Annotated in this window: 27 protein-coding genes and 1 pseudogene; 6 read left to right on the top strand and 22 right to left on the bottom strand. The window is 63.1% G+C overall.

Annotated elements, in window-relative coordinates; genetic code table 11:
- Window positions 1-4: 4 nt before the first annotated feature.
- The 9 genes from ispH to coxB all read right to left on the bottom strand — a co-directional run bounded on the left by ispH (window position 5) and on the right by coxB (window position 7,675).
- A complete protein-coding gene (gene ispH, locus NKJ08_RS25750) occupies window positions 5-1,009 on the bottom strand; it encodes a 4-hydroxy-3-methylbut-2-enyl diphosphate reductase (RefSeq protein ID WP_352526980.1) in 1,005 nt (334 codons plus the stop codon).
- A gap of 88 nt (window positions 1,010-1,097) precedes the next feature.
- Window positions 1,098-1,853: an SURF1 family protein gene (locus NKJ08_RS25755; RefSeq protein ID WP_352526979.1), complete on the bottom strand. Its 756-nt coding sequence runs from the start codon at window positions 1,851-1,853 to the stop codon at window positions 1,098-1,100.
- A complete protein-coding gene (locus NKJ08_RS25760) occupies window positions 1,850-2,236 on the bottom strand; it encodes a DUF983 domain-containing protein (protein ID WP_352526978.1) in 387 nt (128 codons plus the stop codon). The genes NKJ08_RS25755 and NKJ08_RS25760 overlap by 4 nt, the downstream gene beginning before the upstream one ends.
- Window positions 2,237-2,396: 160 nt before the next feature.
- Complete coding sequence (locus tag NKJ08_RS25765) at window positions 2,397-3,278, bottom strand: cytochrome c oxidase subunit 3 (RefSeq protein ID WP_352526977.1); 882 nt, start codon at window positions 3,276-3,278, stop codon at window positions 2,397-2,399.
- Window position 3,279: 1 nt separating this feature from the next.
- Entirely contained in the window at window positions 3,280-3,912 is a 633-nt protein-coding gene (locus NKJ08_RS25770) for a cytochrome c oxidase assembly protein (protein ID WP_352526976.1), read from the bottom strand.
- Window positions 3,913-3,919: 7 nt separating this feature from the next.
- A complete protein-coding gene (locus tag NKJ08_RS25775; RefSeq protein ID WP_502896141.1) occupies window positions 3,920-4,087 on the bottom strand; it encodes a cytochrome c oxidase system small membrane protein in 168 nt (55 codons plus the stop codon).
- The gene (locus NKJ08_RS25780; RefSeq protein WP_352784004.1) at window positions 4,084-5,028 is read right to left on the bottom strand and encodes a heme o synthase; all 945 of its coding nucleotides are present in this window, start codon (window positions 5,026-5,028) and stop codon (window positions 4,084-4,086) included. Before NKJ08_RS25780 ends, NKJ08_RS25775 begins: the two co-directional genes overlap by 4 nt.
- Window positions 5,029-5,104: 76 nt before the next feature.
- The gene (gene ctaD / locus NKJ08_RS25785) at window positions 5,105-6,757 is read right to left on the bottom strand and encodes a cytochrome c oxidase subunit I (RefSeq protein ID WP_023716920.1); all 1,653 of its coding nucleotides are present in this window, start codon (window positions 6,755-6,757) and stop codon (window positions 5,105-5,107) included.
- Window positions 6,758-6,796: 39 nt separating this feature from the next.
- Window positions 6,797-7,675 carry a cytochrome c oxidase subunit II gene (gene coxB, locus NKJ08_RS25790; protein WP_352784006.1) on the bottom strand — a complete coding sequence of 293 codons (879 nt, stop codon included), beginning with the start codon at window positions 7,673-7,675 and terminating at the stop codon, window positions 6,797-6,799.
- Window positions 7,676-8,046: 371 nt separating this feature from the next.
- On the opposite strand from coxB, the gene NKJ08_RS25795 reads away from it, so the two are divergent.
- The 4 genes and pseudogenes from NKJ08_RS25795 (at window position 8,047) to NKJ08_RS25810 (ending at window position 11,338) form a co-directional block, all read left to right on the top strand.
- Complete coding sequence (locus NKJ08_RS25795; RefSeq protein ID WP_352526974.1) at window positions 8,047-8,571, top strand: invasion associated locus B family protein; 525 nt, start codon at window positions 8,047-8,049, stop codon at window positions 8,569-8,571.
- A 10-nt stretch (window positions 8,572-8,581) separates the two neighbouring features.
- Window positions 8,582-9,068: pseudogene (locus NKJ08_RS25800) on the top strand (GNAT family N-acetyltransferase).
- An 83-nt stretch (window positions 9,069-9,151) separates the two neighbouring features.
- Window positions 9,152-10,564 (top strand): metalloprotease TldD, encoded by a 1,413-nt coding sequence (gene tldD / locus NKJ08_RS25805; protein ID WP_352777884.1) that lies wholly within the window; start codon window positions 9,152-9,154, stop codon window positions 10,562-10,564.
- Window positions 10,565-10,630: 66 nt separating this feature from the next.
- Window positions 10,631-11,338, top strand: a complete 708-nt coding sequence (locus tag NKJ08_RS25810) for an NAD-dependent deacylase (RefSeq protein ID WP_352777882.1) — start codon at window positions 10,631-10,633, stop codon at window positions 11,336-11,338.
- A 262-nt stretch (window positions 11,339-11,600) separates the two neighbouring features.
- Here NKJ08_RS25810 and NKJ08_RS25820 read toward each other — a convergent pair whose 3' ends face one another.
- Both NKJ08_RS25820 and NKJ08_RS25825 read right to left on the bottom strand, forming a co-directional pair.
- Window positions 11,601-12,842, bottom strand: coding sequence for a class I SAM-dependent RNA methyltransferase (locus NKJ08_RS25820; protein WP_352777880.1), 1,242 nt, complete (start codon window positions 12,840-12,842; stop codon window positions 11,601-11,603).
- Entirely contained in the window at window positions 12,839-13,648 is an 810-nt protein-coding gene (locus NKJ08_RS25825; protein WP_352784009.1) for a TlyA family RNA methyltransferase, read from the bottom strand. The genes NKJ08_RS25820 and NKJ08_RS25825 overlap by 4 nt, the downstream gene beginning before the upstream one ends.
- 176 nt (window positions 13,649-13,824) lie before the next feature.
- Between NKJ08_RS25825 and NKJ08_RS25830 the strand changes: the two genes are divergently transcribed.
- Window positions 13,825-14,226 carry a GFA family protein gene (locus tag NKJ08_RS25830; protein WP_352526969.1) on the top strand — a complete coding sequence of 134 codons (402 nt, stop codon included), beginning with the start codon at window positions 13,825-13,827 and terminating at the stop codon, window positions 14,224-14,226.
- 26 nt (window positions 14,227-14,252) lie between these two features.
- Here NKJ08_RS25830 and NKJ08_RS25835 read toward each other — a convergent pair whose 3' ends face one another.
- From NKJ08_RS25835 to NKJ08_RS25865, 7 genes are all read right to left on the bottom strand, one after another.
- Complete coding sequence (locus NKJ08_RS25835) at window positions 14,253-14,546, bottom strand: hypothetical protein (protein WP_352526968.1); 294 nt, start codon at window positions 14,544-14,546, stop codon at window positions 14,253-14,255.
- Between the two features lie 211 nt (window positions 14,547-14,757).
- Window positions 14,758-16,671: a 1-deoxy-D-xylulose-5-phosphate synthase gene (dxs, locus tag NKJ08_RS25840; RefSeq protein WP_352526967.1), complete on the bottom strand. Its 1,914-nt coding sequence runs from the start codon at window positions 16,669-16,671 to the stop codon at window positions 14,758-14,760.
- 81 nt (window positions 16,672-16,752) lie between these two features.
- A complete protein-coding gene (locus NKJ08_RS25845; protein ID WP_352526966.1) occupies window positions 16,753-17,673 on the bottom strand; it encodes a pirin family protein in 921 nt (306 codons plus the stop codon).
- Between the two features lie 9 nt (window positions 17,674-17,682).
- Complete coding sequence (locus NKJ08_RS25850) at window positions 17,683-17,949, bottom strand: DUF2277 domain-containing protein (RefSeq protein ID WP_352526965.1); 267 nt, start codon at window positions 17,947-17,949, stop codon at window positions 17,683-17,685.
- Between the two features lie 110 nt (window positions 17,950-18,059).
- Entirely contained in the window at window positions 18,060-18,311 is a 252-nt protein-coding gene (locus NKJ08_RS25855) for an exodeoxyribonuclease VII small subunit (protein WP_352526964.1), read from the bottom strand.
- A gap of 3 nt (window positions 18,312-18,314) precedes the next feature.
- Complete coding sequence (locus NKJ08_RS25860; RefSeq protein WP_352526963.1) at window positions 18,315-19,241, bottom strand: histone deacetylase family protein; 927 nt, start codon at window positions 19,239-19,241, stop codon at window positions 18,315-18,317.
- 133 nt (window positions 19,242-19,374) lie between these two features.
- Complete coding sequence (locus NKJ08_RS25865) at window positions 19,375-20,028, bottom strand: TetR/AcrR family transcriptional regulator (protein WP_352526962.1); 654 nt, start codon at window positions 20,026-20,028, stop codon at window positions 19,375-19,377.
- 118 nt (window positions 20,029-20,146) lie between these two features.
- Here NKJ08_RS25865 and NKJ08_RS25870 point away from each other — a divergent pair, with 118 nt between their 5' ends.
- Window positions 20,147-21,370: an MFS transporter gene (locus NKJ08_RS25870; protein WP_352526961.1), complete on the top strand. Its 1,224-nt coding sequence runs from the start codon at window positions 20,147-20,149 to the stop codon at window positions 21,368-21,370.
- Window positions 21,371-21,554: 184 nt separating this feature from the next.
- Here the strand turns inward: NKJ08_RS25870 and NKJ08_RS25875 are convergent, their stop codons facing one another.
- From NKJ08_RS25875 to paoA, 4 genes are all read right to left on the bottom strand, one after another.
- Window positions 21,555-22,760, bottom strand: a complete 1,206-nt coding sequence (locus NKJ08_RS25875) for a (R)-mandelonitrile lyase (protein ID WP_352526960.1) — start codon at window positions 22,758-22,760, stop codon at window positions 21,555-21,557.
- A gap of 96 nt (window positions 22,761-22,856) precedes the next feature.
- On the bottom strand, window positions 22,857-25,052 hold the full coding sequence (gene paoC / locus NKJ08_RS25880; RefSeq protein ID WP_352777874.1) for an aldehyde oxidoreductase molybdenum-binding subunit PaoC: 2,196 nt from the start codon (window positions 25,050-25,052) through the stop codon (window positions 22,857-22,859).
- A 3-nt stretch (window positions 25,053-25,055) separates the two neighbouring features.
- Window positions 25,056-26,003 carry an FAD binding domain-containing protein gene (locus NKJ08_RS25885; RefSeq protein WP_352526958.1) on the bottom strand — a complete coding sequence of 316 codons (948 nt, stop codon included), beginning with the start codon at window positions 26,001-26,003 and terminating at the stop codon, window positions 25,056-25,058.
- Entirely contained in the window at window positions 26,000-26,656 is a 657-nt protein-coding gene (paoA, locus tag NKJ08_RS25890; RefSeq protein ID WP_502896142.1) for an aldehyde dehydrogenase iron-sulfur subunit PaoA, read from the bottom strand. Before paoA ends, NKJ08_RS25885 begins: the two co-directional genes overlap by 4 nt.
- Window positions 26,657-26,871: the final 215 nt, after the last annotated feature.

Consider the following 26,871-nt stretch of genomic DNA (forward strand, 5'->3'; position numbering starts at 1 on the left):
GTCCCTACGCGGCCCCATTGACGAAGGCCATGTCGGCCGCCGTCAGTTCGACATCGCGCAGCACCCGCATCACTGGAAAATCCTCCGTTTCCGTCGCAGTCACCGCCAGCTCGATGGTTACGTCGAAGCGCTGCCGGAAGGCATCGACGATCTCGTCGACGATGATCTCCGGAGCTGACGCACCGGCCGACAGTCCGAGCGTCGAAATGCCGGCAATGTCAGTCCACGGGATTTCCGAGGCGCGCTGCACGAGAAGCGACATCGAGGCGCCGGCGCGCTCGGCCACTTCGACAAGACGCCGCGAATTGGACGAGTTGGGGGCGCCGACGACCAGGAAGAGATCGGCGCCGGCCGCGGTCTCCTTGACCGCCTCCTGGCGGTTGGTGGTGGCGTAGCAGATCGATTCCGCCGCCGCTGCATGCAACTCGGGAAAACGTTGCTGCAGGGCGCGGATGATGCCGGCGGTGTCCTCGACCGACAGCGTCGTCTGGGTAACGAAGCCGAGCGCTTGCGGGTCGGCGGGCACGAAGCTTGCGGCGTCGGCTTCCGTCTCGATCAGCGTGACCGCACCATCCGGCAACTGGCCCATCGTGCCGATCACCTCCGGATGCCCTGCGTGGCCGATCAAAAGCACGTGGCGGCCAAGCCGCTGATGGCGCATCGCCTGCTTGTGAACTTTTGAGACCAGTGGGCAAGTCGCGTCGAGATAGAACAGGTTGCGGGCCTGGGCGTCGGCCGGCACCGATTTCGGCACGCCATGCGCCGAAAAGACGACTGGGCTCTGGCGATGCTCGGGCGGAATCTCGGAGAGCTCCTCGATGAACACCGCACCGAGGCTTTGCAGCCCTTCGACGACGTAGCGGTTGTGCACGATCTCGTGGCGGACATAAACCGGCGCGCCGTATTTCTTCAGCGCCAGCACGACGATCTGAATGGCACGGTCGACGCCGGCACAAAAGCCGCGCGGCTGGCAGAGCCGGATGGTCAGCGGTGGCTTTGTCTGAAGCATGATTGCGGGCCGGTTGATCGGATCGTGACTGAACTCAAGGCGCGAAATGAAGTGTGCTGCCCTGCCCTGTCAAGGGTAGTGGCGGCGATCATTGGTCTTTCGCCGGACGGCGGAACCAGGAGATGAGGACGCCAGCAAGCGCCGCGGCAAGGCCGTACCAGGTTATCGCATATTGCAGATGGCTGTTCGGCAGGTCGATGACGGTGACGCCGCCGACCGGCAGCCCGCCGGGGTTGGACGTGGCGTTCGCATCGATGAAGATCGGCACCAACCCGGCGCCGGCCGGCAGGCCGGCGCTCGAGGCCATCGCGTCACGATCCTTCCAGTAGAAGATGTTCTTCCCAGGATCATTGTCGGGAAGCATCATCGAGGGCTTGGCCGGCAGTGGGTTGCGGGCGAGCCCAGTCACCGTCACTTTGCCCGTCACCTGTCCCCGCGGCCGCTTGGCGGGGGCTTTAAAATCGTAAGGCACGAAGCCGCGGTTGATCAGCACGAAACGGCCATCATCGAGCTGCAGCGGCGTGAAGACATCGAAGCCGGACTGGCCTTCCCAGGTAGCGAGGAAATGCCGTTCGCCTCGATGCAGGAAAGCGCCGGTCACCGTCACCGGCGTGTAGTCCACGTCGCCGGTGGCGCCAAACCGCTTTTCGACTTCGGCCAGCGGCACAGGCGCCGAATGCGTGCGCTGGTCGATCGTCTGCAAAAGACCCTCTTTCCAGTGCAGGCGCTGAACCTGCCAGGTGCCGAGCGCCAGCAGGATCAAAAACAGGACGATACCCAAGCCGAGCGCCAATGCGCGCTTCGGCCGCGAATGGCCGACCACCGAATCGAAGGCCTCGCTCATTCGCCGCGGTCCAGCCGGCCCTCGGCCGCCTGGTTGCGGTATTGCAGCGTCAGCAGCACGCCCTTGATCAGCCTGAGCGCCGCCAGGCAAAGCACCAGCGTCAACGGAATCCATAGCAACAGGTGCAGCCAGAGCGGCGGATTGAGCGTCACCTCCATCCACAGCGCCAGGCCGACGACGATGAAGCCGATGATCAGGATAACGAACACCGCCGGCCCGTCACCGGCATCGGCGAAGGAATAATCGAGGCCGCAATTGGTGCAGCGATTGCCGACCGTGAGGAACCCGGAGAACAGCTTGCCCTCGCCACAGCGGGGGCAGCGGCCATGCAGGCCGGCCGAGATCGGATCGATTGGTGGCCAGATTGCCTTGTCGTCGCTCATGCAATTCCTTGAAGCATGACCTCGTCCGAAAACCGGTCCGCTTTTTGCTACGCTGACCTTCGGTTCGGGATCACGCTTATGCAATCTTACTGCGGTTAGCCGCAAAAGATAAGGCGGCCACGTCGCCGCAGCCGCCTTGTCGATTACCCTCAAGCAGTTGTCAGTGCGGTTCGATCATCGCGCCGTTCGAGGCCCAGACATAGATCGAGGCGAACAGGAACAGCCACACCACGTCGACGAAGTGCCAGTACCAGGCGGCCGCCTCGAAGCCGAAATGCTGCTTGGGCGTGAAGTCGCCCTTCACGGCGCGGATCAGGCAGACAGCCAAGAAGATAGTGCCGATGATGACGTGGAAACCATGGAAGCCGGTCGCCATGAAGAAGGTGGCGCCGTAGATCGAATCCCTGAAGCCGAACGGCGCGTGCATGTATTCGTAGGCCTGCACCATGGTGAACAGCATGCCGAGGCCGACGGTCAGCACCAGGCCGTTGATCAGCCCCTTGCGGTCGCCGTGGATGAGCGAGTGATGCGCCCAGGTCACCGTGGTGCCCGACAGAAGCAGGATGACGGTGTTGTAAAGCGGCAGGTGGAACGGGTCGAGAACTTCGATGCCCTTGGGCGGCCAGACGCCGCCGGTGAAGGCGGTGCGGGCGTATTGATGGACCTCGCCCGGAAACAGGCTGGCGTCGAAGAAGGCCCAGAACCAGGCGACGAAGAACATCACCTCGGAGGCAATGAACATGATCATGCCGTAGCGCAGATGCAGCGACACGACGCGGGTGTGGCGACCCTCATGCGCCTCCTTGATGGTGTCAGACCACCAGGCGAACATTGTGTAGATGACGATCAAAAGGCCAATGAAGAACAGCCACGGATTGGCGATGTTGAAGCCGAAAATCGGGAAATCGCCGCCCTTGAGATACTGCATATAACAGACGCCGCCGATCGCGGTCACCAGCGCTCCGACGGAGCCCAGAAAAGGCCACGGGCTCGGGTCGACGAGATGATAGTCATGCTGTGGTTTTGCGTGTGCGTCTGCCATATCAACCCCCGAGGCTTGCTTCGGTATCTGAAATCTTGTTGCGGCGGCCGTCGGCCGGCACCGATGATGCGACCGGCTTGGTCTTGTCGACCGGGAACATCGTGTAGGACAGGGTAATCGTCCTCAAATCCTTCAATTCCGGCGCGTTGACGATGTCGGGATCGACATAGAACACGACCGGCATGTCCAGCGTCTCGCCCGGCTTCAGCGTTGTGTCGGTGAAGCAGAAACACTCGACCTTGTTGAAGTAAGGCCCGGCCAGTTCCGGCTGCACGTTGAAGGTGGCGCGTCCGGTGATGGGCCGGCTGAATTTGTTCGTCGCGCTGTAATGCGCCTCGGCGGTTTCGCCGATCTTGATGGTGATCGAGCGGGCGACCGGCTGGAATTGCCAGGGAACGCCGACGGTGTTGGCATCGAAGCGGATGGTGATGTCGCGGTCGAGCACCCGATCGGCATATTGCTGGGTCGCCCGTTTGACCGTGCCGCCGTAGCCTGTCGCCTGGCAGAACATCGCATAGAGCGGCACCGCGGCGTAGGCCATGCCGATCATGCCGCCGAAGAAGGCGATGCAGACGCCGGCGACAACGCGGTTCGTATTCTTCTTCGCAGGATCGGTGACTGTTTGCCTGGTCATATTCAGCTCACATCGAGCCGGTGAGACTGTGACCAAATTTCACGATGGTCGCGACATAGAATATGACGACCAGCGCCGCCAGCGCGAAACCGATTGCGGCCGAGCGATTGCGGCGGGCCTTCTGCTGACGTTCGGTCAGCGTGACCAGTTCAAGCTTCTTTTCGACCATGCTCATGCTCCACCGATGGTCAGCGCGCGCGCGACGACGCAATCGCCAAGGTAGGCGGCGAAGATGGTGAAGAGATAGAGCAGCGAATAGCCGAACAAGGCCTTGGCCGGCTTCATCGCCCGATCGTCATCGGCCATTTGCAGCACCTTCCACGCATACCAGACGAAGCCGGCGCCGAGGAGCAACGCAACGATGCCATAGGCCGGCGTGGTGAAGCCGAGAACCCAAGGCAGCACGCCAACCGGTGCGAGGACCAGCGCATAGGCGAAGATCTGGCGTCTGGTCGAGGCCTGGCCAGCGACATTCGGCATCATCGGAATGCCTGCCTTCGCATAGTCCTCCGACTTGAAGAGCGCGAGCGCCCAGAAATGCGGTGGCGTCCACAGGAAGATGATCAGGAACAACACAAGGCTTTCGAGACTGACCGATCCGGTTACCGCCGCCCAGCCGATGACCGGCGGAATGGCACCGGCAGCCCCACCGATGACGATGTTCTGCGGCGTCCAGCGCTTCAGCCACATCGTATAGATGACGGCATAGAAAAAGATGGTGAAGGCCAGAAGCGATGCTGCCAACCAGTTGACCAGCACGCCCAGCGTCATCACCGACAGAACCGACAGCACCAACCCGAAACTCAATGCCTCGCCTGGCCGGATGCGGCCGGCCGGCACGGGACGGCTGGCGGTGCGCGTCATCACCGCATCGATGTCTGCGTCATACCACATGTTGAGCGCACCGGAGGCGCCCGCGCCGATGGCGATCGACAGGATCGCGATCACCGCCAGCAGCGGATTGATGGTCACCGGGGCGGCGACCATGCCGACAAACGCAGTGAACACCACCAGCGACATGACGCGCGGCTTCAGCAGGGCGAAGAAATCGCCCGCCGTCGCTTCCGACATGCGGAAGCCCGGCTCGTCAATCAGTCTGTCTTCGGCAAGGGCCATGCGTACTTAAAGTCCATCATTCCGTTGGCCAAAACCACCGGGCGGGCCGGCGGTTCCGTATTAAGGAGGCAACCGCCTACTTGATCTTCGGCAACTGTTCCCACTGGTGGAACGGCGGCGGCGAAGGCAGCTGCCATTCCAGCGTGGTCGCACCCTCGCCCCAAGGATTGGCGCCGGCGACCCGCTTCTTCTGGAACGCCTCGAAGACGCCGAAGAGGAAGATGACGACGCCGACAGCCGAGATGTACGAGCCGTAGGACGACACCATATTCCAGCCGGCGAAGGCATCCGGATAGTCGATATAGCGACGCGGCATACCGGAGAGACCGAGGAAGTGCTGCGGGAAAAAGACCAGGTTGACGCCGACGAAAGTGACCCAGAAGTGGGTGTTGGCGATCACCGGCGAATACATGTACCCGGTCATCTTCGGGAACCAGTAGTACCAGCCGGCAAAGATGGCGAAGACCGCGCCCAGTGACAGCACGTAGTGGAAGTGCGCGACCACGAAATAGGTGTCGTGCAGCGGGCGGTCGAGGCCGGCATTGGCCAATTGCACGCCGGTGACGCCGCCAACGGTGAACAGGAAGATGAAGCCGATTGCCCACAACATCGGGGTCTTGAGCGAAATCGACCCGCCCCACATAGTGGCGATCCACGAGAAGATCTTCACGCCTGTCGGCACCGCGATGACCATGGTGGCGAAGACGAAATAGCGCTGGGTGTCGAGCGACAGGCCCGTTGTGTACATGTGGTGGGCCCAGACGATGAAGCCCACCGCGCCGATGGCAACCATCGCATAGGCCATGCCGAGATAGCCGAACACCGGCTTTCTCGAAAAGGTCGAGATGATATGGCTGATGATGCCGAAGCCCGGCAGGATCAGGATATAGACCTCTGGATGGCCGAAGAACCAGAACAGGTGCTGGAACAGGATCGGATCGCCGCCGCCGTCCGGGGCGAAGAAGGTGGTGCCGAAATTGCGGTCGGTCAAAAGCATGGTGATGCCGCCGGCCAACACCGGCAACGACAGCAGCAGCAGGAAGGCGGTGATCAACACCGACCAGGCGAACAGCGGCATCTTGTGCATGGTCATGCCGGGCGCGCGCATGTTGAAGATGGTGGTGATGAAGTTGATGGCGCCAAGAATCGAGGAGGCGCCGGCGATGTGGATTGAAAGGATCGCAAGGTCCATGGCCGGTCCGGGCTGGCCCGATGTCGACAGCGGCGGATAAAGCGTCCAGCCGCCGCCGACGCCATAGGCGCCAGGCGCACTCGGGACGAAGGCCGAGATAATCAGCAGGATGAAAGCCGGCGGCAGCAGCCAGAACGAGACGTTGTTCATGCGGGGGAACGCCATGTCCGGTGCGCCGATCATGATCGGCACCATCCAGTTGGCAAAGCCGCCGATCAGCGCCGGCATCACCATGAAGAAGATCATGATCAGGGCATGCGCCGTGGTGAAGGCATTGTACATGCTCTTGCCGCCGTCGATGGCGGCGTCACCGTTCATGCCGTAGACCATCTGTGCGAGGCCGGTGAAGATCTGGATGCCCGGCTCCTGCAATTCCATGCGCATGACGACCGACAAGGCGCCACCGATGCAGCCCGCCATGATCGCGAAGATCAGATAAAGCGTACCGATGTCCTTGTGGTTGGTCGAATACACCCACCGGACCCAGCCATGATACGGCTTGTGGTCGTGGTCGTCGTGAGCTGCAGCGTCTGCCATGGTCGGCTCCGTTCCCTGAATCTTTATCTGGTCGCGGCATTAGTTGCCGGCGGCCGCTACCTTGTTCGTGGCATCGACCGCGGCCATCAGCGCCTTGTTGGCGCCAGGAAGGTCGGTCTTAGCTGCCGCCAGCCAGGTCTTGTATTGCGCATCGGAGACGACGCGAATGGCGATCGGCATGAAGGCATGATCCTTGCCGCAGAGTTCCGAGCATTGGCCGTAATAGAGGCCTTCCTTGTCGGCCTTGAACCAGACCTCGTTGATGCGGCCCGGAACCGCGTCGGTCTTGATGCCGAAGGACGGCATGGCAAAGGCGTGAATGACGTCGGTCGCCGTCACCAGCACGCGGGTCATGGTGTTGACCGGCACCACCATCTCATTGTCGACGGCGAGCAAGCGTGGATAGACGGCGCGATCTTCCTTGCCGGCAGCAGCCCTATCGGCATCCTGAAGAATCGCGGAATTGAAGGAAAGCGTGTTATCGATCTGGTATTCGTAATCCCAGTTCCACTGATTGCCCGTCGCCTTGACGGTCAGCTTGGCTTCTTCCGGCGGCGTGTATTGCGCGGTCAGCAGCTGAAACGAGGGAATGGCGAGACAGAGCAGGATAACGACGGGACCGACAGTCCAGATGACCTCGATCAGCGTGTTGTGGCTGGTGCGCGACGGGGTCGGGTTGACGCTCGCCCGGAACCTCAAAATGCAGTAGGCGATCAGAAAAAGCACCAAGGCGGTGATCACAATGATGAACGCGAACGAATAGTTCCCGAACCACTCGATCTGCCTCATAATGTCGGTCGCCGGAGGCTGAAAACTGGTCTCCCAAGGTTGGGGCTGGGCTGCATGAGCGGATGCAGCGGCAAACAACGTGGCGGCGGCACTAGCTATGATTTTGGCGGTTGCCAGGAATTTTCTCATCGCCCTCGTCATCTCCCAGTTCCTCGCGATCGGACCGCAAGAATGTCGAACAATGCCGGGACGGGAATCCCGGACAATTCAAGGGTGGTTCAAACCATACTCTATTTCCCTCCGCAAGAAAGGAGCGCCGGAACTCGTGCGGCATTTTTGCGCGCAAGCGCGGCGGTGGCTTCGTGCGGTGGCCGCTCGTCGCGAATCACCGAAGCGGCATCCGTGCAGAATGAGCCGCGCGGCGCGCGGAGCCGTCGCAATTAGGGCGAAATTGGCACGGAAAAGCGCATTGTCGCCTTTGTCGGGGCAGATCGCCGGGGTCTCGTCCTTTACTTGGGTTTAGCGCGGCTTAAAGTGCCGTGATTCGCAATGGAGCCGTCATGAACGTTTGGCTTTCGAGAACCTTGGCGAAGGTCATCCTTGTTGCCGCCGCAATAGCCTTGTCCGGCGTCGGCCTGGCCAATGCCGCGCAGCCAAGCGGCACGGTGAAGTCGACGCATGGAGCGTGGTCGATCATCTGCGATACGCCGGCCGGCGCTACGTCCGAACAATGCGTGATGATGCAGAATGTCGTCGCCGAGGACCGCCCGGAAATGGGTCTTTCCGTCGTCGTGCTGCGTACAGCCGACAACAAGGCCGAGATCCTGCGCGTGCTGGCGCCGCTCGGCGTGCTGTTACCCAACGGCCTTGGCCTCAATGTCGACGGCAAGGATATCGGCCGCGCCTATTTCGTGCGCTGTTTCCAGGACGGCTGCTATGCCGAGGTCATCCTGGAAAAGCCGCTGCTCGATACGCTGAAGACCGGGACGTCCGCCACCTTCATCGTCTTCCAGACGCCGGAAGAGGGCATCGGCATTCCCGTCGACCTCAAGGGTTTCGCCGACGGCTTCGCCGCCCTGCCTTGAGACTGCACGTTTGACGTTGAAACTGCTCGATCTGGACGACTTCGAGATATTCAAGCGAATTCGCCTGGAGGCTTTGCGCGCTGCGCCCGAAGCCTTCGCCAGCAGCGCAGCGGAATGGGAGAATCTTCCCGACGAAGAATGGCGGCGGCTGATGAACAACCCGGTCGTCGTCAGCTTTCGGGGCGGGGGACCTGTCGGCATAATGGGCCTGATGCGCCAGCAGGCCAGCAAGATGGCGCACCGCGCGACCGTCGTCATGGTCTATTTGCGCGACAGCGAGCGTGGCGGCGGATACGCCGTCGGGATGCTCAATCTGCTGCTCGATCACGCCCGAGCATCGGGCATAAGGCAGGTCGAGTTGGCTGTAAGCTGAAAATCCAGCGGCCATACGATTCTATCAACGAGAAGGTTTTCACGAAATAGGCTGCATACCCGCCGGCTTTCTTCATGGAGGCCGGGAGATCGACGAAATCATGATGGCACGCCGCTTGATTTAGGATCGTAGTGTTCCACCGTGAAGTTGCCGAACGGCGCCCCGGCGCCTACATGCCGTAAAATCAATTATTGAAGGGCCTGCGCCATGAACAGCCTGATCGGCCAATTCGACATTTCCGACGATCGTATCAAGCAGATCGTCGCCGAGACCATCAATGGTGCCGACGACGGCGAACTGTTCCTCGAATACAGCGAAAGCGAAGCGCTGATGTTCGACAATGGCAAGCTGAAGACCGCGAATTTCAACACCGACCAGGGTTTCGGCCTGCGCGCCGTCGCCGGCGAAGCCAGCGGCTACGCCCATTCCAGCGATCTCTCCGAGGCCTCGCTGCTGCGCGCCGCCGATGCCGTTTCGACGGTGAAGAGCGGCTATTCCGGCATGCTTGCCGCGGCGCCCGCCCGCACCAACCGACACCTCTACGGCGAGGAAAATCCGATCCCCTCGCCTTCCTTCGAGACCAAGGCCAAGCTGCTCCAGGAAATCGACGCGTGGCTGCGGTCCGAGGATCCGCGCGTCAGGCAGGTGACGGCATCGCTCGCCGCCTCGTGGCAGCATGTCGAGATCGTGCGCGCCGACGGCCAGATGGTGCGCGACATCCGCCCGCTGGTCAGGATCAACGTGTCGGTGGTGGTCGGCAACGGTGACCGCCAGGAGAGCGGCTCCTACGGCATGGGCGGCCGCAAGGATTTTGGCGAATTCCTGGTCGAGGACAGTTGGAAGCACGCGGCCAAGGAGGCACTGCGGCAAGCGCTGGTCAATCTCGAAGCGGTTCCCGCACCTGCCGGCACTTTCGACATCGTGCTGTCGAGCGGCTGGCCGGGCGTCATGCTGCACGAGGCCGTCGGCCACGGGCTGGAAGGCGATTTCAACCGCAAGAAGACGTCGGCCTTTGCCGGCCTGCTTGGCCAGCAGGTGGCGGCGAAAGGCGTCACCGTCGTTGATGACGGCACCATGCCCGAGCGGCGTGGTTCGCTTACCGTCGACGATGAGGGCACGCCTTCGGCCCATAACGTGCTGATCGACGATGGCAAGCTCGTCGGCTACATGCAGGATCGCCAGAACGCGCGGTTGATGGGCATGAAAGCCACCGGCAACGGGCGACGCCAAGGTTACGCGCACGAGCCGATGCCGCGCATGACCAACACCTACATGACAGCAGGCGACATGGAGCCGGAGGAAATCATTGCCTCGGTCAAGAACGGCATCTATGCCGTGTCGTTCGGCGGCGGCCAGGTCGACATCACTTCGGGCAAGTTCGTGTTCGGCTGCACCGAGGCCTACATGATCGAGAACGGCAAGGTGACGCAACCGATCAAGGGCGCCATGCTGATCGGCAACGGGCCGGACGCCATGCATCGCGTTGCGATGATCGGCAACGACATGAAGCTCGACACCGGCATCGGCATGTGCGGCAAGGCCGGACAGGGTGTGCCGGTCGGCGTCGGCCAGCCGCATCTCAGGATGAACCAGATGACGGTCGGCGGCACCAGGGTTTGATGTGGCTGGCGCGTTCCGGTAACATCGCCTTCCAAACGATGTTTCCGGATGCCGGTGTCTTCGACCATGTCCAAAGCCAAAATCGTGATCCTAACAGGCGCCGGCATTTCGGCGGAATCGGGCGTCGCCACGTTCCGGGATCCCGACGGGGTCTGGGCGAAATACGACCTGCAGGACGTGGCCACGCCGCGAGGTTTTGCGCGCGACCCCGTAAAGGTGCAGGATTTCTACAATATGCGCCGGCGGCAGATGGGCAGCGTCGAGCCGAATGCGGCGCACGCCGCGCTGGCCAAGCTCGAGCAGAAACTCCCAGGCGACGTCCTCGTCGTCACGCAGAACATCGACGACCTGCATGAGCGCGCCGGTTCGCGCAAGCTGATCCATATGCATGGAGAATTGGGCCATGCCCTTTGCCTGAGCTGCGGGCAAAGCAGCGCCTGGGCCGACGACATCGCTGTCCATTCGGCCTGTCCAGCGTGTGGCGCAAAAGGTCAATTGAGGCCTGACGTGGTCTGGTTCGGCGAAATGCCTTACCGCATGGAGGAGATCGGCGAGGCGCTGACGCGCTGCGACCTGTTCGTGGCCATCGGCACCAGCGGGAGTGTCTACCCGGCAGCAGGTTTCGTGGAGGAGGCACGCGCGGCCGGAGCCGTAACAGTCGAACTCAATCTGAAATGCGCCGGCTGGGCCTCCCGTTTCGACGAGCGGATGGAAGGGCCGGCGACACAAGTGGTGCCCACCTTCGTCGAGCGCGTCCTTTCAGGCGCAGGCTAGCGCCGTCTGGCTATGCAGCCTTGAATTCGGCGCGATCAGCATCTTTGTTATGTCGGGAGAGGAAACTGTGATGGGTGCCGGAGACAAGCTAGAAGTCACCAGTTCGACCGACGATCAAGTCACACTGCCTGTTCCAGTCTTGCCCTTAACGCGACCAGAGGATGTGTTCGGTCTCTGCCCAACAGAGGCAAGCCGAAGACCTTGAAGGAAATGGAAAAGGGCGTGCTCGTCGAAGCACGGCGTCGTCACACGCGCGAGTGATCTAGCGTCTTCGCCTCGGCTTCTCCAGCAATGCCACCGCCTCGACATGCGGCGACCACAGGAACTGGTCGATCGGCGTCACGCTCTTCACGACGTAGCCGCCATCGAGGAGGACGCGAAGATCCCGCGCCAGTGTTACCGGATTGCAGGAGACCGCGGCAACGAGCGGCACGTCGGAACGAGCGATCTGCTTCGACTGGTCCTCGGCGCCGGCGCGAGGCGGGTCGAAGACAATGCCGTCGAACGCGTTCAACTCCTTGAATGTCAGTGGTCGCCGGAACAGGTCGCGACGTTCGCTGGTCACCCGCTTTAGGCCGCCGGCGAAACGGAAGGCCCGGTCGAGCGCCGAAAGTGCTGCCGCGTCCCCTTCCACCGCCTGGACTTCCGATCTTGCAGCCAGGCGCAGCGCGAAGCTGCCGCAGCCGGCGAAGAGATCGGCAACCTTTTTGGCGCGCGCGAGATGCTGGCCGACAATGTCGGCCATCGTTTGTTCGGCAGCCTCGGTCGCCTGCAGGAAGGCGCCCGGCGGCACTGCGACAGCGACGCCGCCAAACACCATCACCGGTTTTCTCGGCTCGATGATGATCTCGCCATCGACCGAAAGCCTGGCCAACCCCTCGGCGATGACGAAGTTCGAGGCGACGCGGCGCTGGTTCTCGCCGAGCTTGCCGGATTCGTGAACCGCCACATCGAGGCCGGAACCGGTGACCGTGACCGCCATGCGGAACGATTTGGTCGTCGCGCAGACCAGTCCGGCAAGCGCCTTCAAACGCTCGAGCGCAGCGACGATCTGCGGCAGCGAGATCGGGCATTCCTCGATGGAGATGATTTCGGACGACAGCGCGCGAACGAAGCCGAACTGCATTCCCGCCTCGCTCCGCCGGGCGGTGAAGACGACGCGGCGGCGCGTCTGCGGCGCGCACGCCACCAGCGCGCCGACATCGCAAGCGATGCCCTTGCTCTTCAGCGCGTGCACAACCTTTTCGCGCTTCCATTGGTGATAGGCTTCAGTCTCGAGATGCTGGACGGCGCAGCCGCCGCATTCGCCGAAATGGCGGCAGGGTGGATCGACCCGCAGCGGCGAAGCTTCCAGCACCGACATCAATGTGGCGCGGTCCTTTTCCCGCGCGGCGGTGACAGTCTCTCCTGGCAGCGCGAACGGAATGAAAACCTCGCCGGTTTCCGTCTCGGCGATGCCGTCGCCCTGAGAGCCCAATTTTGCGATCGTGAAACGAGTGCTCATCGCTTCTGGATCCCGGCGTGCCCTATCTTGGCGTACTTGGTCGCGACGTCCTTGATGCCGCCGAGCAGGAACTCGCGGTTGCCATCGCCGCCCTCTATCGGCGACAGATGAAGTCCCAGCGAGCGCCAGCCGGGAATGGTGTCGAGCCAGTCCTGCATCAGGCCGGCAACGCGCGCCGCATCATAGGGGTCCTTCAGCAGGCCGCCCTTGCCGATCGCCTCGCGGCCGGCCTCGAATTGCGGCTTGACCAGAAACACTGCTTTTGCGCCATTCCTGGCCAAGGCAAGCGCCGGCGGCAGCGCCAGTTTCAGCGAGATGAAGCTGACATCCGAGACGATGAAATCCGGCACACGGCCGCCGAGATCGGCACTGGTCAGTTCGCGCGCATTCAGGCCCTCAATTACCGTCACGCGCGGATCGCCGGCAATGTCGGGGTGCATCTGGCCGTGCCCGACATCGATCGCCGTGATATGCGCCGCGCCGCGTTCGAGCAGTATCTGCGTGAAGCCGCCGGTCGAGGCGCCGACATCGAGCGCTTCGCTACCGGTGGGGTCGAGGCCGAAATGGTCGAGACCAGCCTTCAGCTTCAGTGCGGCGCGCGACACGTAACCTTGTGCCGGATCGTCAACGACGATGTTGCACTCAGGCAGAACGGTCTGGCCAGGCTTGTGGGCGACGACGCCATCGACCGTGACGGTGCCGCGCTCGACCGCGTCGCGGGCACGCGAGCGGCTGGCAAACAGGCCGCGCTGGACGAGCAATTCGTCGAGCCGCTGGCGTATGCTGGCTGGCGGAAGGGAAGTCATCGGCCTTCATGGCGAAAGCCAACGATGATGGCAAGGATATTGGCGATGAGACAAGGCATAGTTGGAAAAGCGGGTGAACGCATCAAGCCGCTCCGCTGTTTGTCGAACCTCGCACCAAGCCCGACGCAATGCTAAGGAAGAGATGCCGTTTTGCCGTCGAAACGCGAGGAGGAAAAATGCTGACGGGAACCTGCCACTGCGGCGAAGCCCACTGGACCTTGGAGGGCGATCCCGGTTCGATCACAGCCTGCAATTGTACACTTTGCCGTCGCTATGGCACGCTCTGGGCGTACGACTATGTTGACGAACGCATCCGCCTTGCGGGGTCCGTAAGCGCCTATACGCGCGTTGGAAGGGCTCATCCTTCGCTTGAGATTCTCTTCTGTCCAACGTGCGCTTGCGTCCTGGCCTGGCGCGGTTTGCATCCCGATGCCGCCGGTCGCTACCGCATCGCCGTCAATGTGAGGCTTGCGCCGCCCGAGGCTGTCGCCGACCTCCCAATCGACCATTTCGACGGTCTCGATACATTCGATGATTTGCCGAGGGATGGCCGCTATGTACGGGATATGTGGTTCTAGCTTCTAGAGCCTTTCGGGACCATGCTCTAGAAGATCGTCCGCGAAACCCGCCGCTCGACGGCCGGCGCCAAACCGTCGTTACCGTCGCTGGACGCTTGTGTGCCTGGTTGCTCGGCGGAAACGGATGCCGTGGGCACAATGTCGGGCACGACGACGAATTGCGGCGCCTGCTTGTAGGAGAAGCCGCCGCGGATTTCGCCGATCTTGCCGGCAACGATGCCCATCACCGCCTGTTCGAGTTTGCGGTCGTAGCGCGTTTCGGCCGTAGCCGACGCGGCGAAGATGGCCGTAAGCGCAATGCCACCCAAAAGCGATCTCATTGGTCTTGTTTCCCCTGCCTGGTTGCCTTCCTAGCAGGGCAGCGTTGAAAAACGGCCAAAAGACACGGTAAGCAAATCGCCAAACGGCAGCGTAAACAGCATCTTACGACTGTTCGCCGGCAATTTGATTCAAGCAGTTGAGATTTTGATTCAGGCTACCATTTTGCAGCCAAGCGGAATCTCTTGGCGTTGCTGAAACGCGGCTAAAAAACTAGGCGCGCTGGGCCTGCGCGATATGCCCCAGCGCCACGAACACCGTGCGCACGATGCCAGCGCTGTCGAGCCCGGCATCGGCATACATCTTTTCCGGCTTGGCATGGTCGACGAAAGCGTCGGGCAACACGAGCGGGCGCACCTTGAGGCCGCTCTCCAGCAGCCCTTCATGAGCGAGGAACTGCAGCACGTGGCTGGCGAAACCACCGACAGCGCCCTCTTCCACCGTCACCAGCACCTCATGCGAACGGGCCAGCCGTCGGATCAGATCCTCGTCAAGCGGCTTGGCGAAGCGGGCATCGGCGACCGTGGTCGAAAGCCCGGCCGCGCCAAGCTCCTCGGCCGCGGTCAGGCAATCCTGCAGCCTGGTGCCGAAGGAAAGCAGCGCAACCTTGGTGCCTTCCCTGACGATCCGGCCCCTGCCGATCTCCAGTACCGAGCCGCGTTGCGGCATCTCGACACCAACGCCGTTGCCGCGCGGATAACGGAAGGCTATCGGGCCGTCATCGTAGCTTGCAGCGGTGCGCACCATGTGGCGCAGTTCGGCCTCGTCGGCCGCCGCCATAACGACGAAACCGGGCAGCGTCGCCAGGAAGGTCGTGTCGAAGGCGCCGCAATGGGTGGCGCCATCGGCGCCGACGAAGCCGGCGCGGTCGATCGGAAAACGCACCGGCAATTTCTGGATCGCCACGTCGTGGACGACCTGGTCGTAGGCGCGTTGCAGGAAGGTCGAATAGATCGCGGCGAAAGGTTTGAAGCCCTCGGTGGCCAGGCCGGCGGCGAAGGTCACCGCATGCTGCTCGGCGATGCCGACATCGAAGGTCCTCGTCGGGAACACTTCGCCAAACAGATCCAGCCCGGTGCCGTTCGGCATGGCGGCGGTGATGGCGACGATGCGGTCGTCCTCTCGGGCCTCCTGGATCAGGCTTTCGGCAAACACCTTGGTATAGCTCGGCGCATTGGCGGGCGCCTTGGCCTGGGCGCCGGTAATGACGTCGAATTTGTTGACGCCGTGATATTTGTCGGCGGCCGCTTCGGCCGGGGCGTAGCCCTTGCCCTTCTGGGTCACGACGTGGATCAGCACCGGGCCGTCGGCATTGTCGCGGACGTTCTTCAGCACCGGGATCAGGTGCTCGAGGTTGTGACCGTCGATCGGGCCTATGTGGTAGAAACCCATTTCCTCGAACAACGTGCCGCCGGTGACGTAGCCGCGCGCGTGCTCGACCGCTCGCTTGATGGCGCGATCGGCGCGCTCGCCGAGATAGGAAGTCAGCTTCTTGCCGAAATCGCGCAAGCCCAGATAGGTCTTGCCCGACGCCAGACGGGCCAGATAAGCGCTCATCGCGCCGGTCGGCGGAGCGATCGACATGTCGTTGTCGTTCAAGATGACGATCAGCCGGGCATCGAGCGCGCCGGCATTGTTCATCGCCTCATAAGCCATGCCGGCCGACATGGCGCCGTCGCCGATGACGGCAATGACGTTGTTGCGGCCGCCGGTGAGGTCACGCGCCATTGCCATGCCGAGGCCGGCGGAAATCGAGGTCGAGGAGTGGGCGGCGCCGAACGGATCGTATTCGCTCTCGGCGCTGCGGGTGAAGCCGGACAGCCCGCCCTCCTGCCGCAGCGTGCGGATGCGGTCGCGGCGGCCGGTCAGGATCTTGTGCGGATAGGCCTGGTGGCCGACGTCCCAGATCAGCCGGTCGTCCGGCGTGTTGAAGACGTAGTGCAGCGCGACCGTCAACTCGACCACGCCAAGGCCGGCGCCGAGATGCCCGCCGGTGTGGGAAACGGCGTCGATCAGTTCGGCGCGAAGCTCGGAAGCCAGCTGCGGCAGGTCGCCTTCGGCAAGCGTGCGCAAATCGGCCGGGACGCGGACCTTGTCGAGAAGCGGCGTATCTGGCTTTGCGTTCACTGTTTGCGGGCCTGGTCAGATTTTCTGTTCATCGTGAAATATGCCGCTGGTCGGCGAATGTAAATGTGGCGGTAACGCGCATCAGCTTTCGGGCAGCGGGATGAACTCTTGCTCGTCTCCAGGAACGATATCGAAGCGGCCTGTCTTCCATTCTTCTTTCGCCTGCTCGATGCGTTCCTTTGACGACGACACGAAATTCCACCAGATGTAACGTTTCGAGCCGAGCGAGGCGCCGCCAAACAGCATGAAATGGGCGCCGCCCTCCGATGAAACAACGATTTCGTCACCGGGCCGCAAGACCAGCAGCCGCTCGGCCGGGAAGCGGTCACCGGTGATCGAAACCTCGCCTTCTAGCGTGTAGATGGCGCGCTCCTCGGCATCGGCCGGGATTTTCACGCTGGCACCCGGCGCCAGCCTGAGATCGGCATATAGCGTGTCCGAAGCGGTGGCGACCGGGGAGCGCAGCCCGGAAAACGCACCGATGACGACGCGCCCACTGACGCCCTCGGCATCGATTTCGGGCAGGCGCAAGGCCGCCGTGTTCTCGAAGACCGGCGCGACCTCCTCCTTGCCGTCCGGCAGCGCCAGCCAGGTTTGCAGGCCGGAGACCGACATTGGCGCGCCGCGCAATTCTTCCGGTGTCCGCTCCGAATGGACGATGCCACTGCCGGCGGTCATCAAATTCACGTCGCCGGGCTGGATCACCACCTCGGTGCCGAGCGAATCGCGGTGCCTGATCTTGCCGTCGAACAGGTAAGTCACCGTCGACAGGCCGATATGCGGATGCGGACGGACATCGAGCGCCTGGCCGGCCCGCAAAACGGCCGGACCCATGCGATCGAAGAAGATGAAGGGGCCGACCAGCCGGCGCCTGGCGGTCGGCAAGGCACGGCGAACCTGAAAACCGCCAATGTCCTTGGCGTTCGGAATGACCATCAGCTCGATCTGATCGCTGGCGAAGGCATCGCCCATCTGCGGATCGTTTCCGGGAAAAAAGCTCACACGGTCCCCTCAGGCGAAGCGAAGTGCAGATTTGGCCTTCGCCTTGGCCGCCACCTCTTCGCGATTGCGCCGATGCTGCGTCGTCTCGAGGCTGTCGAGCAATTCGCGCGCCGATGCGGCAATGGCCTCGACGGCATGGTCGAACGCATGCTGGTTCTGTTTCGACGGTCGCGTCGTTCCGCTCAGCTTGCGGACAAACTGAAGTGCGGCATCGCGGACCTCGTCATTGGTTGCCGGCGGATCGAAATTGAACAGGGTCTTGATGTTTCTGCACATCGTTCGCAATCTCCTCTCGTCCTGGAGCCGTTTCAAACGGGATGAGTTTTATCCTCAATCATGGTCATATCCAAAAGCCGGTAAACAAAATTGTCGTTCGAGGCCGTGCCTCAATCCGCATCCAGCGGCTCTGTCCCCACCGGCTTGCCGTCGCGCGACAGCCTGATCTTTTCGACCTTGTCCTCGGCGGCCTTCAGCAGCCGGTCGCAATGCGCCTTCAGCGCCTCGCCGCGCTCGTAGATGCGGATCGACTGGTCGAGCGGCACGTCGCCGCGCTCCAGATCATCGACGATCCTCTCCAGCGCGTCGAGTGCCTGCTCGAAGCTCATCGCCTTGACGTCTTCGTTGGTCTCACCAGCCATAGCTTATCCCTTCATCAGCCGCCCGACATGGGCGGCGACTGAAAATGCCAATCCCTGCAGATCGTAGCCGCCCTCGAGCAGGCTGACGAGCCGGTTGCCGCTATGGCGCCCGGCGCGTTCGAGCAACTGGCCGGTCGCCCAGTCGAAATCATCCTCGGTCAGGTTGATCTCGGCCAGCGGATCGCGGTGGTGGGCGTCGAAACCGGCGGAGATGATGATGAGGTCGGGTGCGAAATCATCGAGCGCCGGCAGGATGCGCGACAGAAAGGCGTCGCGGAAACCGTCGCTGCCGGTCTGCGGCGCCAGCGGCGCGTTGACGATGTTGCCGGCGCCGGTTTCGCTCACGGCTCCGGTGCCGGGGTAAAGCGGCATCTGGTGCGTCGAGCAATAGAGCACCGACGGATCGTCCCAGAAAATGTCCTGCGTGCCGTTGCCGTGATGCACATCCCAGTCGACGACGGCAACGCGATCGACGCCATGGTTCTTCTGCGCGTAGCGTGCCGCGATCGCCGCGGTGTTGAACAGGCAAAAACCCATGGAGGTCGTCTTTTCGGCATGATGACCAGGCGGTCGCGCGGCGACGAAGACATTGTCTGCCCGGCCCGTGAAGACGTCGTCGACAGCGGCGTTGGCGGCGCCGATCGCGGTCACTGCCGCCTGCCAGCTCTTCGGGCTGGCGGTGGTGTCGGCATCGATACGGGCGATGCCGGTGTCCGGTATCGCTGCGCGGACACGTTCGACGAATTCGGGCGGATGTGCGTAAAGGATGGTTGCCTCGTCGCCTTCCGGCGCTTGGACGCGATCGAGTGCCGAGAAAGCCTCATCGTCAAGCACACGCTCTATGGCGCGCAGACGGTCCGGCCGCTCCGGGTGACCGGGCGGAGTTATGTGCTCGAGGAAAATCGGGTGGGTGTAAAGTCTGGTGACCATGCCCCGATATAGGCGCGCCTCGCCGATTTGGCCATGTTTTCGCGCATTGGTGACGCGATGTTCAACAGGGTTTAGGCAGCCGGGGTCGGCTGGGCCTAGCGCGAGCCGCCAGAGATCGGCGAAAAGAATGAGCTCAGGCCGGTAATTGGTCAATCTCGGGCTGCATCGACGACTGTTGATCGGGCTGATGCAGCCTGCCGGTCCGATTGAGCAACCCTTCCAGAAGAACCTTGAACGCCTTCACTGCCTTCTTCGACGTCGCTTCGGGATCGTCCGAATTTGCGATCCATTGCGCGGCATGCAGCGAGGCGCCGCTGACCAGCCTTGCCGCGGTTTCGGGATCGACGGCAAGAATGGTCCCCTCGTCGCTCAGTCTTTGCAGGCTCTCTGTCATCGAGCGGATGCATGCGCTCTGGCTTGGCCACTGCGATGGATCGCCGAGCACCGCCGGCCCGTCGCGAAGCACAATACGCTGGATCTCCGGCTCCAGCGCCATCTCGATATAGGCGGTGCATTCGTCGACAAAGCCCTGCCAGAGGTTGTCCGCCTTGGCCGAAACGACCTTCAGCCGGGCCGACATTTCCGCGTCGATCTCGGCGATGACCGCCTGGAGAAGGCCCTTCTTGTCGCCGAAGTGATGATAGAGCGCACCGCGCGTCAGCCCGGCCGATGCCGTGAAATCATCCATCGAGGCTTCGGCATAGCCGAGCGTGCCGAAGGCCTGGCGCGCCGCGCCGATCAGCTTTGCGCGGGTTTCGGCAATCATCTCCTTGCGTGGTCTGTGCATGCTTTGGCCCTATTAACATACGCTTCGTATGCCCATTGACATACGCGGCGTATGATCTATTCAGACTCATACGTTACGTATGTAATCGCCGAACCGCCCGTTGTCGAGGAGCCAGACCATGCAAAATCCCTATTCCCAGATCTTTCGCGCGCCCGGCGCCAAAGGCTTCGCCGCAGCCGGCTTCGTTGCCCGGCTGCCGATGGCCATGGCTCCGATCGGGATCGTCGCGATGCTGTCGCAGACCGATGGCGAGTACTGGCTGGCCGGCGCCGTCTCCGCGACATATGCACTGGCCAACGCTTTCGTCGCGCCGCAGGTATCGCGACTGGTGGACCGCCTCGGCCAGACGCGGATTGTGGTGCCGACCACCGTGATTTCCACGCTCGCTTTCGCGATCCTGATTGTGGCGGCCAATCAGCACTGGCCGATATGGACACTATTCGTGTCATCGCTGCTGGCTGCCGTTATGCCCAGCATCCCGGCAATGGTGCGCGCGCGCTGGACGGAGATCTTCCGCAACCGCCCCGAGCTGAACACTGCGTTCGCCTTCGAGTCGGCGGCGGACGAGCTGGTCTACATCGCCGGAGCATCGCTGTCGGTCGGCCTGAGTGTCACGCTGTTCCCGGAAGCGGGAGTGCTCGCCAGCACATTGTTCCTCGCCTTCGGTTCGACGGCGTTCATCCTGCAGCGCTCGACCGAGCCGCGAGCCCGACCGGTGGAACATGGTTCGGGCGGCTCGGCAATCCGCCTGCGGCCGGTCCAGATCCTCACCTTCGCCCTGATCTTCATCGGCGCGACCTTCGCAACCACGGAGGTGAGCACGGTGGCGATCACCAAGGAGCTTGGCCAGCCGGGAGCCGCCAGCTTCGTCATCGGCGTCTACGCGCTCGGATCGTTCGTCGTCGGCATCATCATAGGCGGCTTGAATCTGAAGGTGCCGCTGCAAAATCAGCTTGCCATCGCAATCGCCATCATCGCCCTCACCACACTGCCGCTGCTCGTTGCCGACACCGTGCCGCTGCTGGCACTGGCCGTCTTCGTCAGCGGCGTGGCGATCTCGCCGACCTTCATCACCGCATTCGGCCTGATCGAGCGGCGCGTGCCCGAGGCGATGCTGACCGAGGGCGTCACTTGGGTGATGACCGGCATCGGCATCGGCATGGCGCTCGGCTCCTTCGCCGCCGGCTGGGTGGTGGACGCTTTCGGCGCGCAGAACGGGTTCTGGGTATCGGTGGCGTCGGGCACAATCGCATTGGTCATCGTGCTCGCCGGCCAGCGCAGCCTTGCCGCGCCGGACTGCGACATGGCCGCATGCGACGCAGCCGCGGTGGCTGCGGAATAACCTCGATTGCGTCGTCCGGCTCCGGTTTGAAGGGCCGGACGTCCCTCTTTCGAACGCGGAACCGCAAATCAGCCGCGCCACTAAAGCGCGTCGCGTTTGACCGGCCTCATACGACGCGCTTTAGGCTGTTGTTTTTATGCATGTCGTTATCGCAAAACCGCTGCACACTTTTGCGCAACATGCATTAGTCGGCCGCTTCGGGGCCGCTTGCATATTGTTCGTCCGTCACCTGCTCCATCCAGGTGACTGCACTGCCGTTAACGGACTCCGCTACGGCCACATGGGTCATGGGAGCCCCCTTCGAGGCGCCATGCCAGTGGCGGACATTTGGCGGGATCCACACTACGTCGCCGGGCCCCACCGCCTCGATGGGGCCGCCTTCGCTTTGCACCCACCCCAAGCCCGAGGTGACGATCAGCGTCTGGCCAAGCGGATGCGTGTGCCAGGCGGTGCGGGCACCCGGCTCGAAGCTCACAGTAGCTCCGCCGATCCGTGCCGGCACCTCGGCCTGAAACCGCGACTCTATCCGCACCAGGCCGGTGAAGTTTTCGGGCGATCCCGCAGCCGCGGCGCCCGGCTCGTGGTTCTGCACAGAAAGCCCGCCGGCGCGGGTTCCCCCGGTCGCCGCGGCCTCGCGAGCCTCGAAGACGGTACGCATGACCGGCACCGCCGACATCGCGTTGGGCCAGCCGGCGTAATAGGCGAGATGCGTCGCAACTTCGGCGACCTCGGTTCGCGCCAGGCCGTTGTCCATGCCGCGATTTAGGTGGAAGGGCAGCTGCTCGGCTTTGCCCGTCGCGATCAGCCCGGCAACGGTGACAAGGCTGCGGTCGCGGGCGGAGAGCTGCGGCCGCCGCCAGAGGTCTCCGAACAGTACCCGATTGGTATATTCCGCGAGCGCGGGAACGACCGGACCGGTCGACGTGTCGACGCTTGCCGCCCTTGCGGCCTCGGAAGCTTGATCCAGTTCCAGCGGCCCGCCCGTGTCCGCCGCGACCGGCTCGATACCGCGTGCATCAAAGACCTGCTTTGTCGCGCTGACGGCCGAAATGGCATTCGGCCAGCCGGAGTAGAAGGCGAGATGGGTGATGATCTCGCCGATCTCGCCTGGGGTCACGCCATTGTCGAGCGCGCGGCCGACATGCCCGCCAACCTGCGCGATGCGCCCCGACGCAATCAGGGCCGAGACGGTGACGATGCTGCGATCGCGAGGCTTGAGCTCGACGCGCCGCCAGACATCGCCGAACAGCAGGTCATCGGTATAGTCTCCGAGGCCGGGCGCCACGACATAGACGTCCGGCGGGGCGATCCGGCCCGCCGGACGCTCCTGCGCATCGCCGGCCGAGGCGGCGAGCGACGAGATTACCATGGAAGCCGCGAGTTTCTTCATGAGGAAATTCTCCATTCCTGATCCCGATTCGTCATTTCGCAGACGAGCGCTCCTGGGCGACCGCTCGGATCGCCAGGGCGAAACCGGCGGCAACGCTCATATCGCAGGCAGGCCCATAAGCAGCTTGTCGAGTGTGATGGGATAGTCGCGCACACGCACGCCGGTGGCGTTGTAGATCGCATTGGCGACGGCGGCGCCGACCCCGCAGAGGCCGAGTTCGCCGACGCCCTTGGCCTTCATCGGCGACGAGATCGAATCGGTCTCGTCAAGAAAGATCACCTCCTGGTGCGGGATGTCGGCATGGACCGGCACCTCATAGCCGGCGAGATCGTGGTTGACGAAAAAGCCAAGGCGCTTGTCGATTGCAAGCTCCTCCATCAACGCCGCGCCAACGCCCATGGTCATTGCGCCGATGACTTGGCTGCGCGCCGATTTGGGATTGAGGATACGGCCGGCCGCGCAGACCGCGAGCATCCGCCTCACGCGGATCTCTCCGGTGGCGACGTCGACACCGACTTCAACGAAGTGAGCAGCGAAGGTCGATTGCTGGTACTGTTTGGCGAGGTTGCCATATTCTATCGCGTCCTCGGCGACGAGGCCTGCTTCGCCCGCTGCTTCGGCGAGCGAGACGCTGCGATTGCCCAAGCGGACATTGCTGTCCTCAAAGACTGCGTCGGCGGAGTTGAAGCCAAGCTTTTGCGCCACCGCCTCGCGCAGCTTGACGCACGCGGCATAAACGCCGGCTGTTGAGTTGTTGGCGCCCCATTGCCCACCCGAGCCGGACGAGACCGGGAAGCTCGAGTCGCCAAGCCGCACCACTACTTTGTTGAGCGGCACGCCCATCATCTCCGCCGCGGTCTGGGCGATAATCGTATAGCTGCCGGTCCCGATGTCGGTCATGTCGGTCTCGACCGTGACGACGCCACGATGATCGAGCCGGACGCGTGCGGCAGACGTCGTCAAGAGGTTGTTGCGGAAACCCGCGGCGACACCCGCACCAATCAGCCAGCGCCCCTCGCGGACCGGGCCGGTCTGGGTGTCGCGCACCTTCCAGCCGAAGCGTTCGGCGCCGATACGCAGGCACTCGACCAACTGGCGCTGCGAGAACCGGCGATCCGGGTTCTCAGGATCGACCTGGGTGTCGTTGAGGATGCGGAATTCGACCGGATCCAGGTCTAGTCTTTCCGCCATCTCGTCCATCGCGATCTCCAGCGCCATCAAGCCCGGCGCTTCACCTGGCGCACGCATCGCATTGCCTTCGGGCAGATCGAGCACAGCGAGCCGCGTGGCGGTCATGCGGTTGGCCCCGGCATAGAGCAAGCGAGTCTGCTGGACTGCATTTTCGGGCCCACCACCGGGCAGGTCGCCGGACCAGCTTTCATGACCGATCGCGGTGATCTTGCCGTCCCGGGTCGCGCCGATGCGGATACGCTGGATCGTTGCCGGCCGGTGCGTGGTGTTGTTGAACATGAAGGGACGCGCAAGCGCCACCTTCACCGGCCGTCGAGCGGCACGAGCACCAAGGGCTGCAAGCACCGCATCGGATCGTACGAACAGCTTGCCGCCAAAGCCGCCGCCGATGAACGGCGAGATAAGGCGGATATTCTCCTTGGGGATGCCCAGCGTCTTCGCCATGTCCCCCGTGCTCCAGGCGATCATCTGGTTCGAGGTCCACAGCGTGAGCCTGTCCGCGTCCCAGACGGCGATCGAGGCATGCGGCTCCATCATGGCGTGCCCTTGATCAGGCGTGGTGTAGGTCGCATCAAGCCGGATTGGCGACGCAGCGAACGCGCCGGCGAAGTCGCCGACCGCGGTATCAGGAGCGGCCTCATCCGGCACGACCGCGGAACCCTTGGCGCTCGCGAGATCGAAGGCGCCCTGGGCTCGGACATAGTCGACGCGGACCAGTTGCGCCGCGGCGCGCGCCTGTTCGAACGTCTCGGCGACGACGACCGCGATCGCCTGATGGTAATGCTGGATATCGGGACCGCCGAGCAGCTTGGCCGTGTTCCAGTCACCCTTGCCAAGTTTGCCGGCATTTTCAGCCGTGACGATAGCCAGCACACCTGGCGCGGCCTTGGCTTTGGTCAAATCGATCGAGGCGATACGGCCCTTGGCGATGGCCGAGCCGACCACATAGCCATAGGCCTGGTTGGGTACGGTATCGTGCCATTCATAAGCATAGGGCGCGGCGCCAGTGGTCTTGAGCGGACCGTCGATCCGGTCGGTAGACTTGCCGACGACCTTGAGCTGGTCGATCGGGTTGGTCGTGGCGGGAGTGTCGAATCTCATGGCTCAGCTCCTTGCTTCCGCCAGCACCGCGGCGAGCGTGCGCTCGACCAGCGGCAGCTTGAATGCATTCTCATGCGTCGGCTTGGCATCGGCGAGCAGCTGCGCCGTCACGGCCTTGGCGCCGCGTGGCATCTCGACCTCCGCCGCCTCGTCGCGCCACGGCTTGTGCGCCACGCCGCCAAGAGCGACACGTCCGGTGCCGTCGGGCTGCACGATGGCGCCGACGGAGACCAGCGCGAAGGCATAGGAGGCGCGGTCGCGTACCTTGCGATAGATGTGCGTGCCGCCGGCCGGTTTGGGCAGTGTCACCGACGTGATCAGTTCGCCGGGCTGCAACGTCGTCTCGATTTGCGGTGTGTCACCGGGCAGCCGGTGGAACTCGGCGATCGGGATGCTGCGCGCCTTGCCGTCGGATTGTACTGTTTTCACCACCGCATCGAGAGCCCGCATCGCCACCGCCATGTCGCTCGGATGAGTGGCGATACATGCGTCGCTCGTACCGACGACCGCATGCTGGCGGCTGAAGCCGCCGATCGCGGCGCAGCCGCTGCCGGGCTGGCGTTTGTTGCACGGCTGGTTGGTATCGTAGAAATAAGGGCAGCGGGTGCGTTGCAGCAGGTTGCCGGCGGTTGTCGCCTTGTTGCGCAGCTGGCCCGACGCGCCGGCGAGCAGCGCGCGAGAGAGCAGGCCATAGTCGCGCCGCACCCGCTCATTCGCGGCGAGATCGGTGTTGCGCACCAGCGCACCGATCCGCAGCCCGCCGTCCGGCGTCGTCTCGACGTTGTCGAGCGCCAGGCCGTTGACATCGATCAGGTGCGTCGGCGTTTCGATTTCGAGCTTCATCAGATCGAGCAGGTTGGTGCCGCCGGCTATCAGCCTGGCGCCTTGGGCTCGCGCCGCGGCAGCTGCTTGCGCAGGAGAACTCGCACGCTCATAGGTGAAGGATCTCATGCCGGCCTCCCCGCGACTTCGGTGATCGCCTCGACGATGTTGGAATAGGCACCGCAACGGCAGATGTTGCCGCTCATCCGCTCGCGCAGCTCGACGGCTGTGGTCTGCGGTGTCGCGGTCAGATCCTCGCTCACATGGCTCGGAATGCCGGCCTCGATCTCGGCCAATACCGCCACGGCCGAGCAGATCTGCCCGGGCGTGCAATAGCCGCACTGATAGCCGTCATGCTTGACGAAGGCGGCTTGCATGGCGTGTAAATTTCCGGGCGCGCCCAGCCCCTCGATGGTGGTGATGCTGTCGCCTTCGTGCATCACGGCAAGCGTCAGGCATGAGTTGATCCGTTGCCCGTCGACCATCACCGTGCAGGCGCCGCACTGGCCGTGATCGCAGCCTTTCTTGGTTCCGGTGAGGTGCAGATGTTCACGCAATGCGTCGAGCAGCGTTGTCCGCGTATCGAGATCCAATTCGCGGGCCTCGCCGTTCACTGTGAACGACACTCGCGAAACAACCGGAAGATTGCCGGGCGACGGCTCCGCCGATTGCGTTTTCCCATCTTGAGCGAACGCAGGCTTCGCCGCCGCCACGGCTCCCGCGATCATCAGGTTCCGTCTGGTGATATTGAAGTCTCCGAAGGTCGTCATGTCGCTTTCGATCCTCTTCTCTGTCAGAGCGAGCACATCGATAGAGGCCCCGGGAGGGCCTGCTCGTGAGATTTGACGGCAACATTTTTTTGCTGGTCGCCACGATCGGGACGAAGATGTCCCCGGAAATACCTAGTCCCTATGATTGCTGGGCCTGAGGGCGGCCCGTCATCCGATATGCAACGGTACGAGGGTTAAGCCGGCTGGCCGGCGCAGAGCCTCATGCA

It is taken from the genome of Mesorhizobium sp. M0244, from assembly GCF_040321795.1.
Taxonomy (GTDB): domain Bacteria; phylum Pseudomonadota; class Alphaproteobacteria; order Rhizobiales; family Rhizobiaceae; genus Mesorhizobium.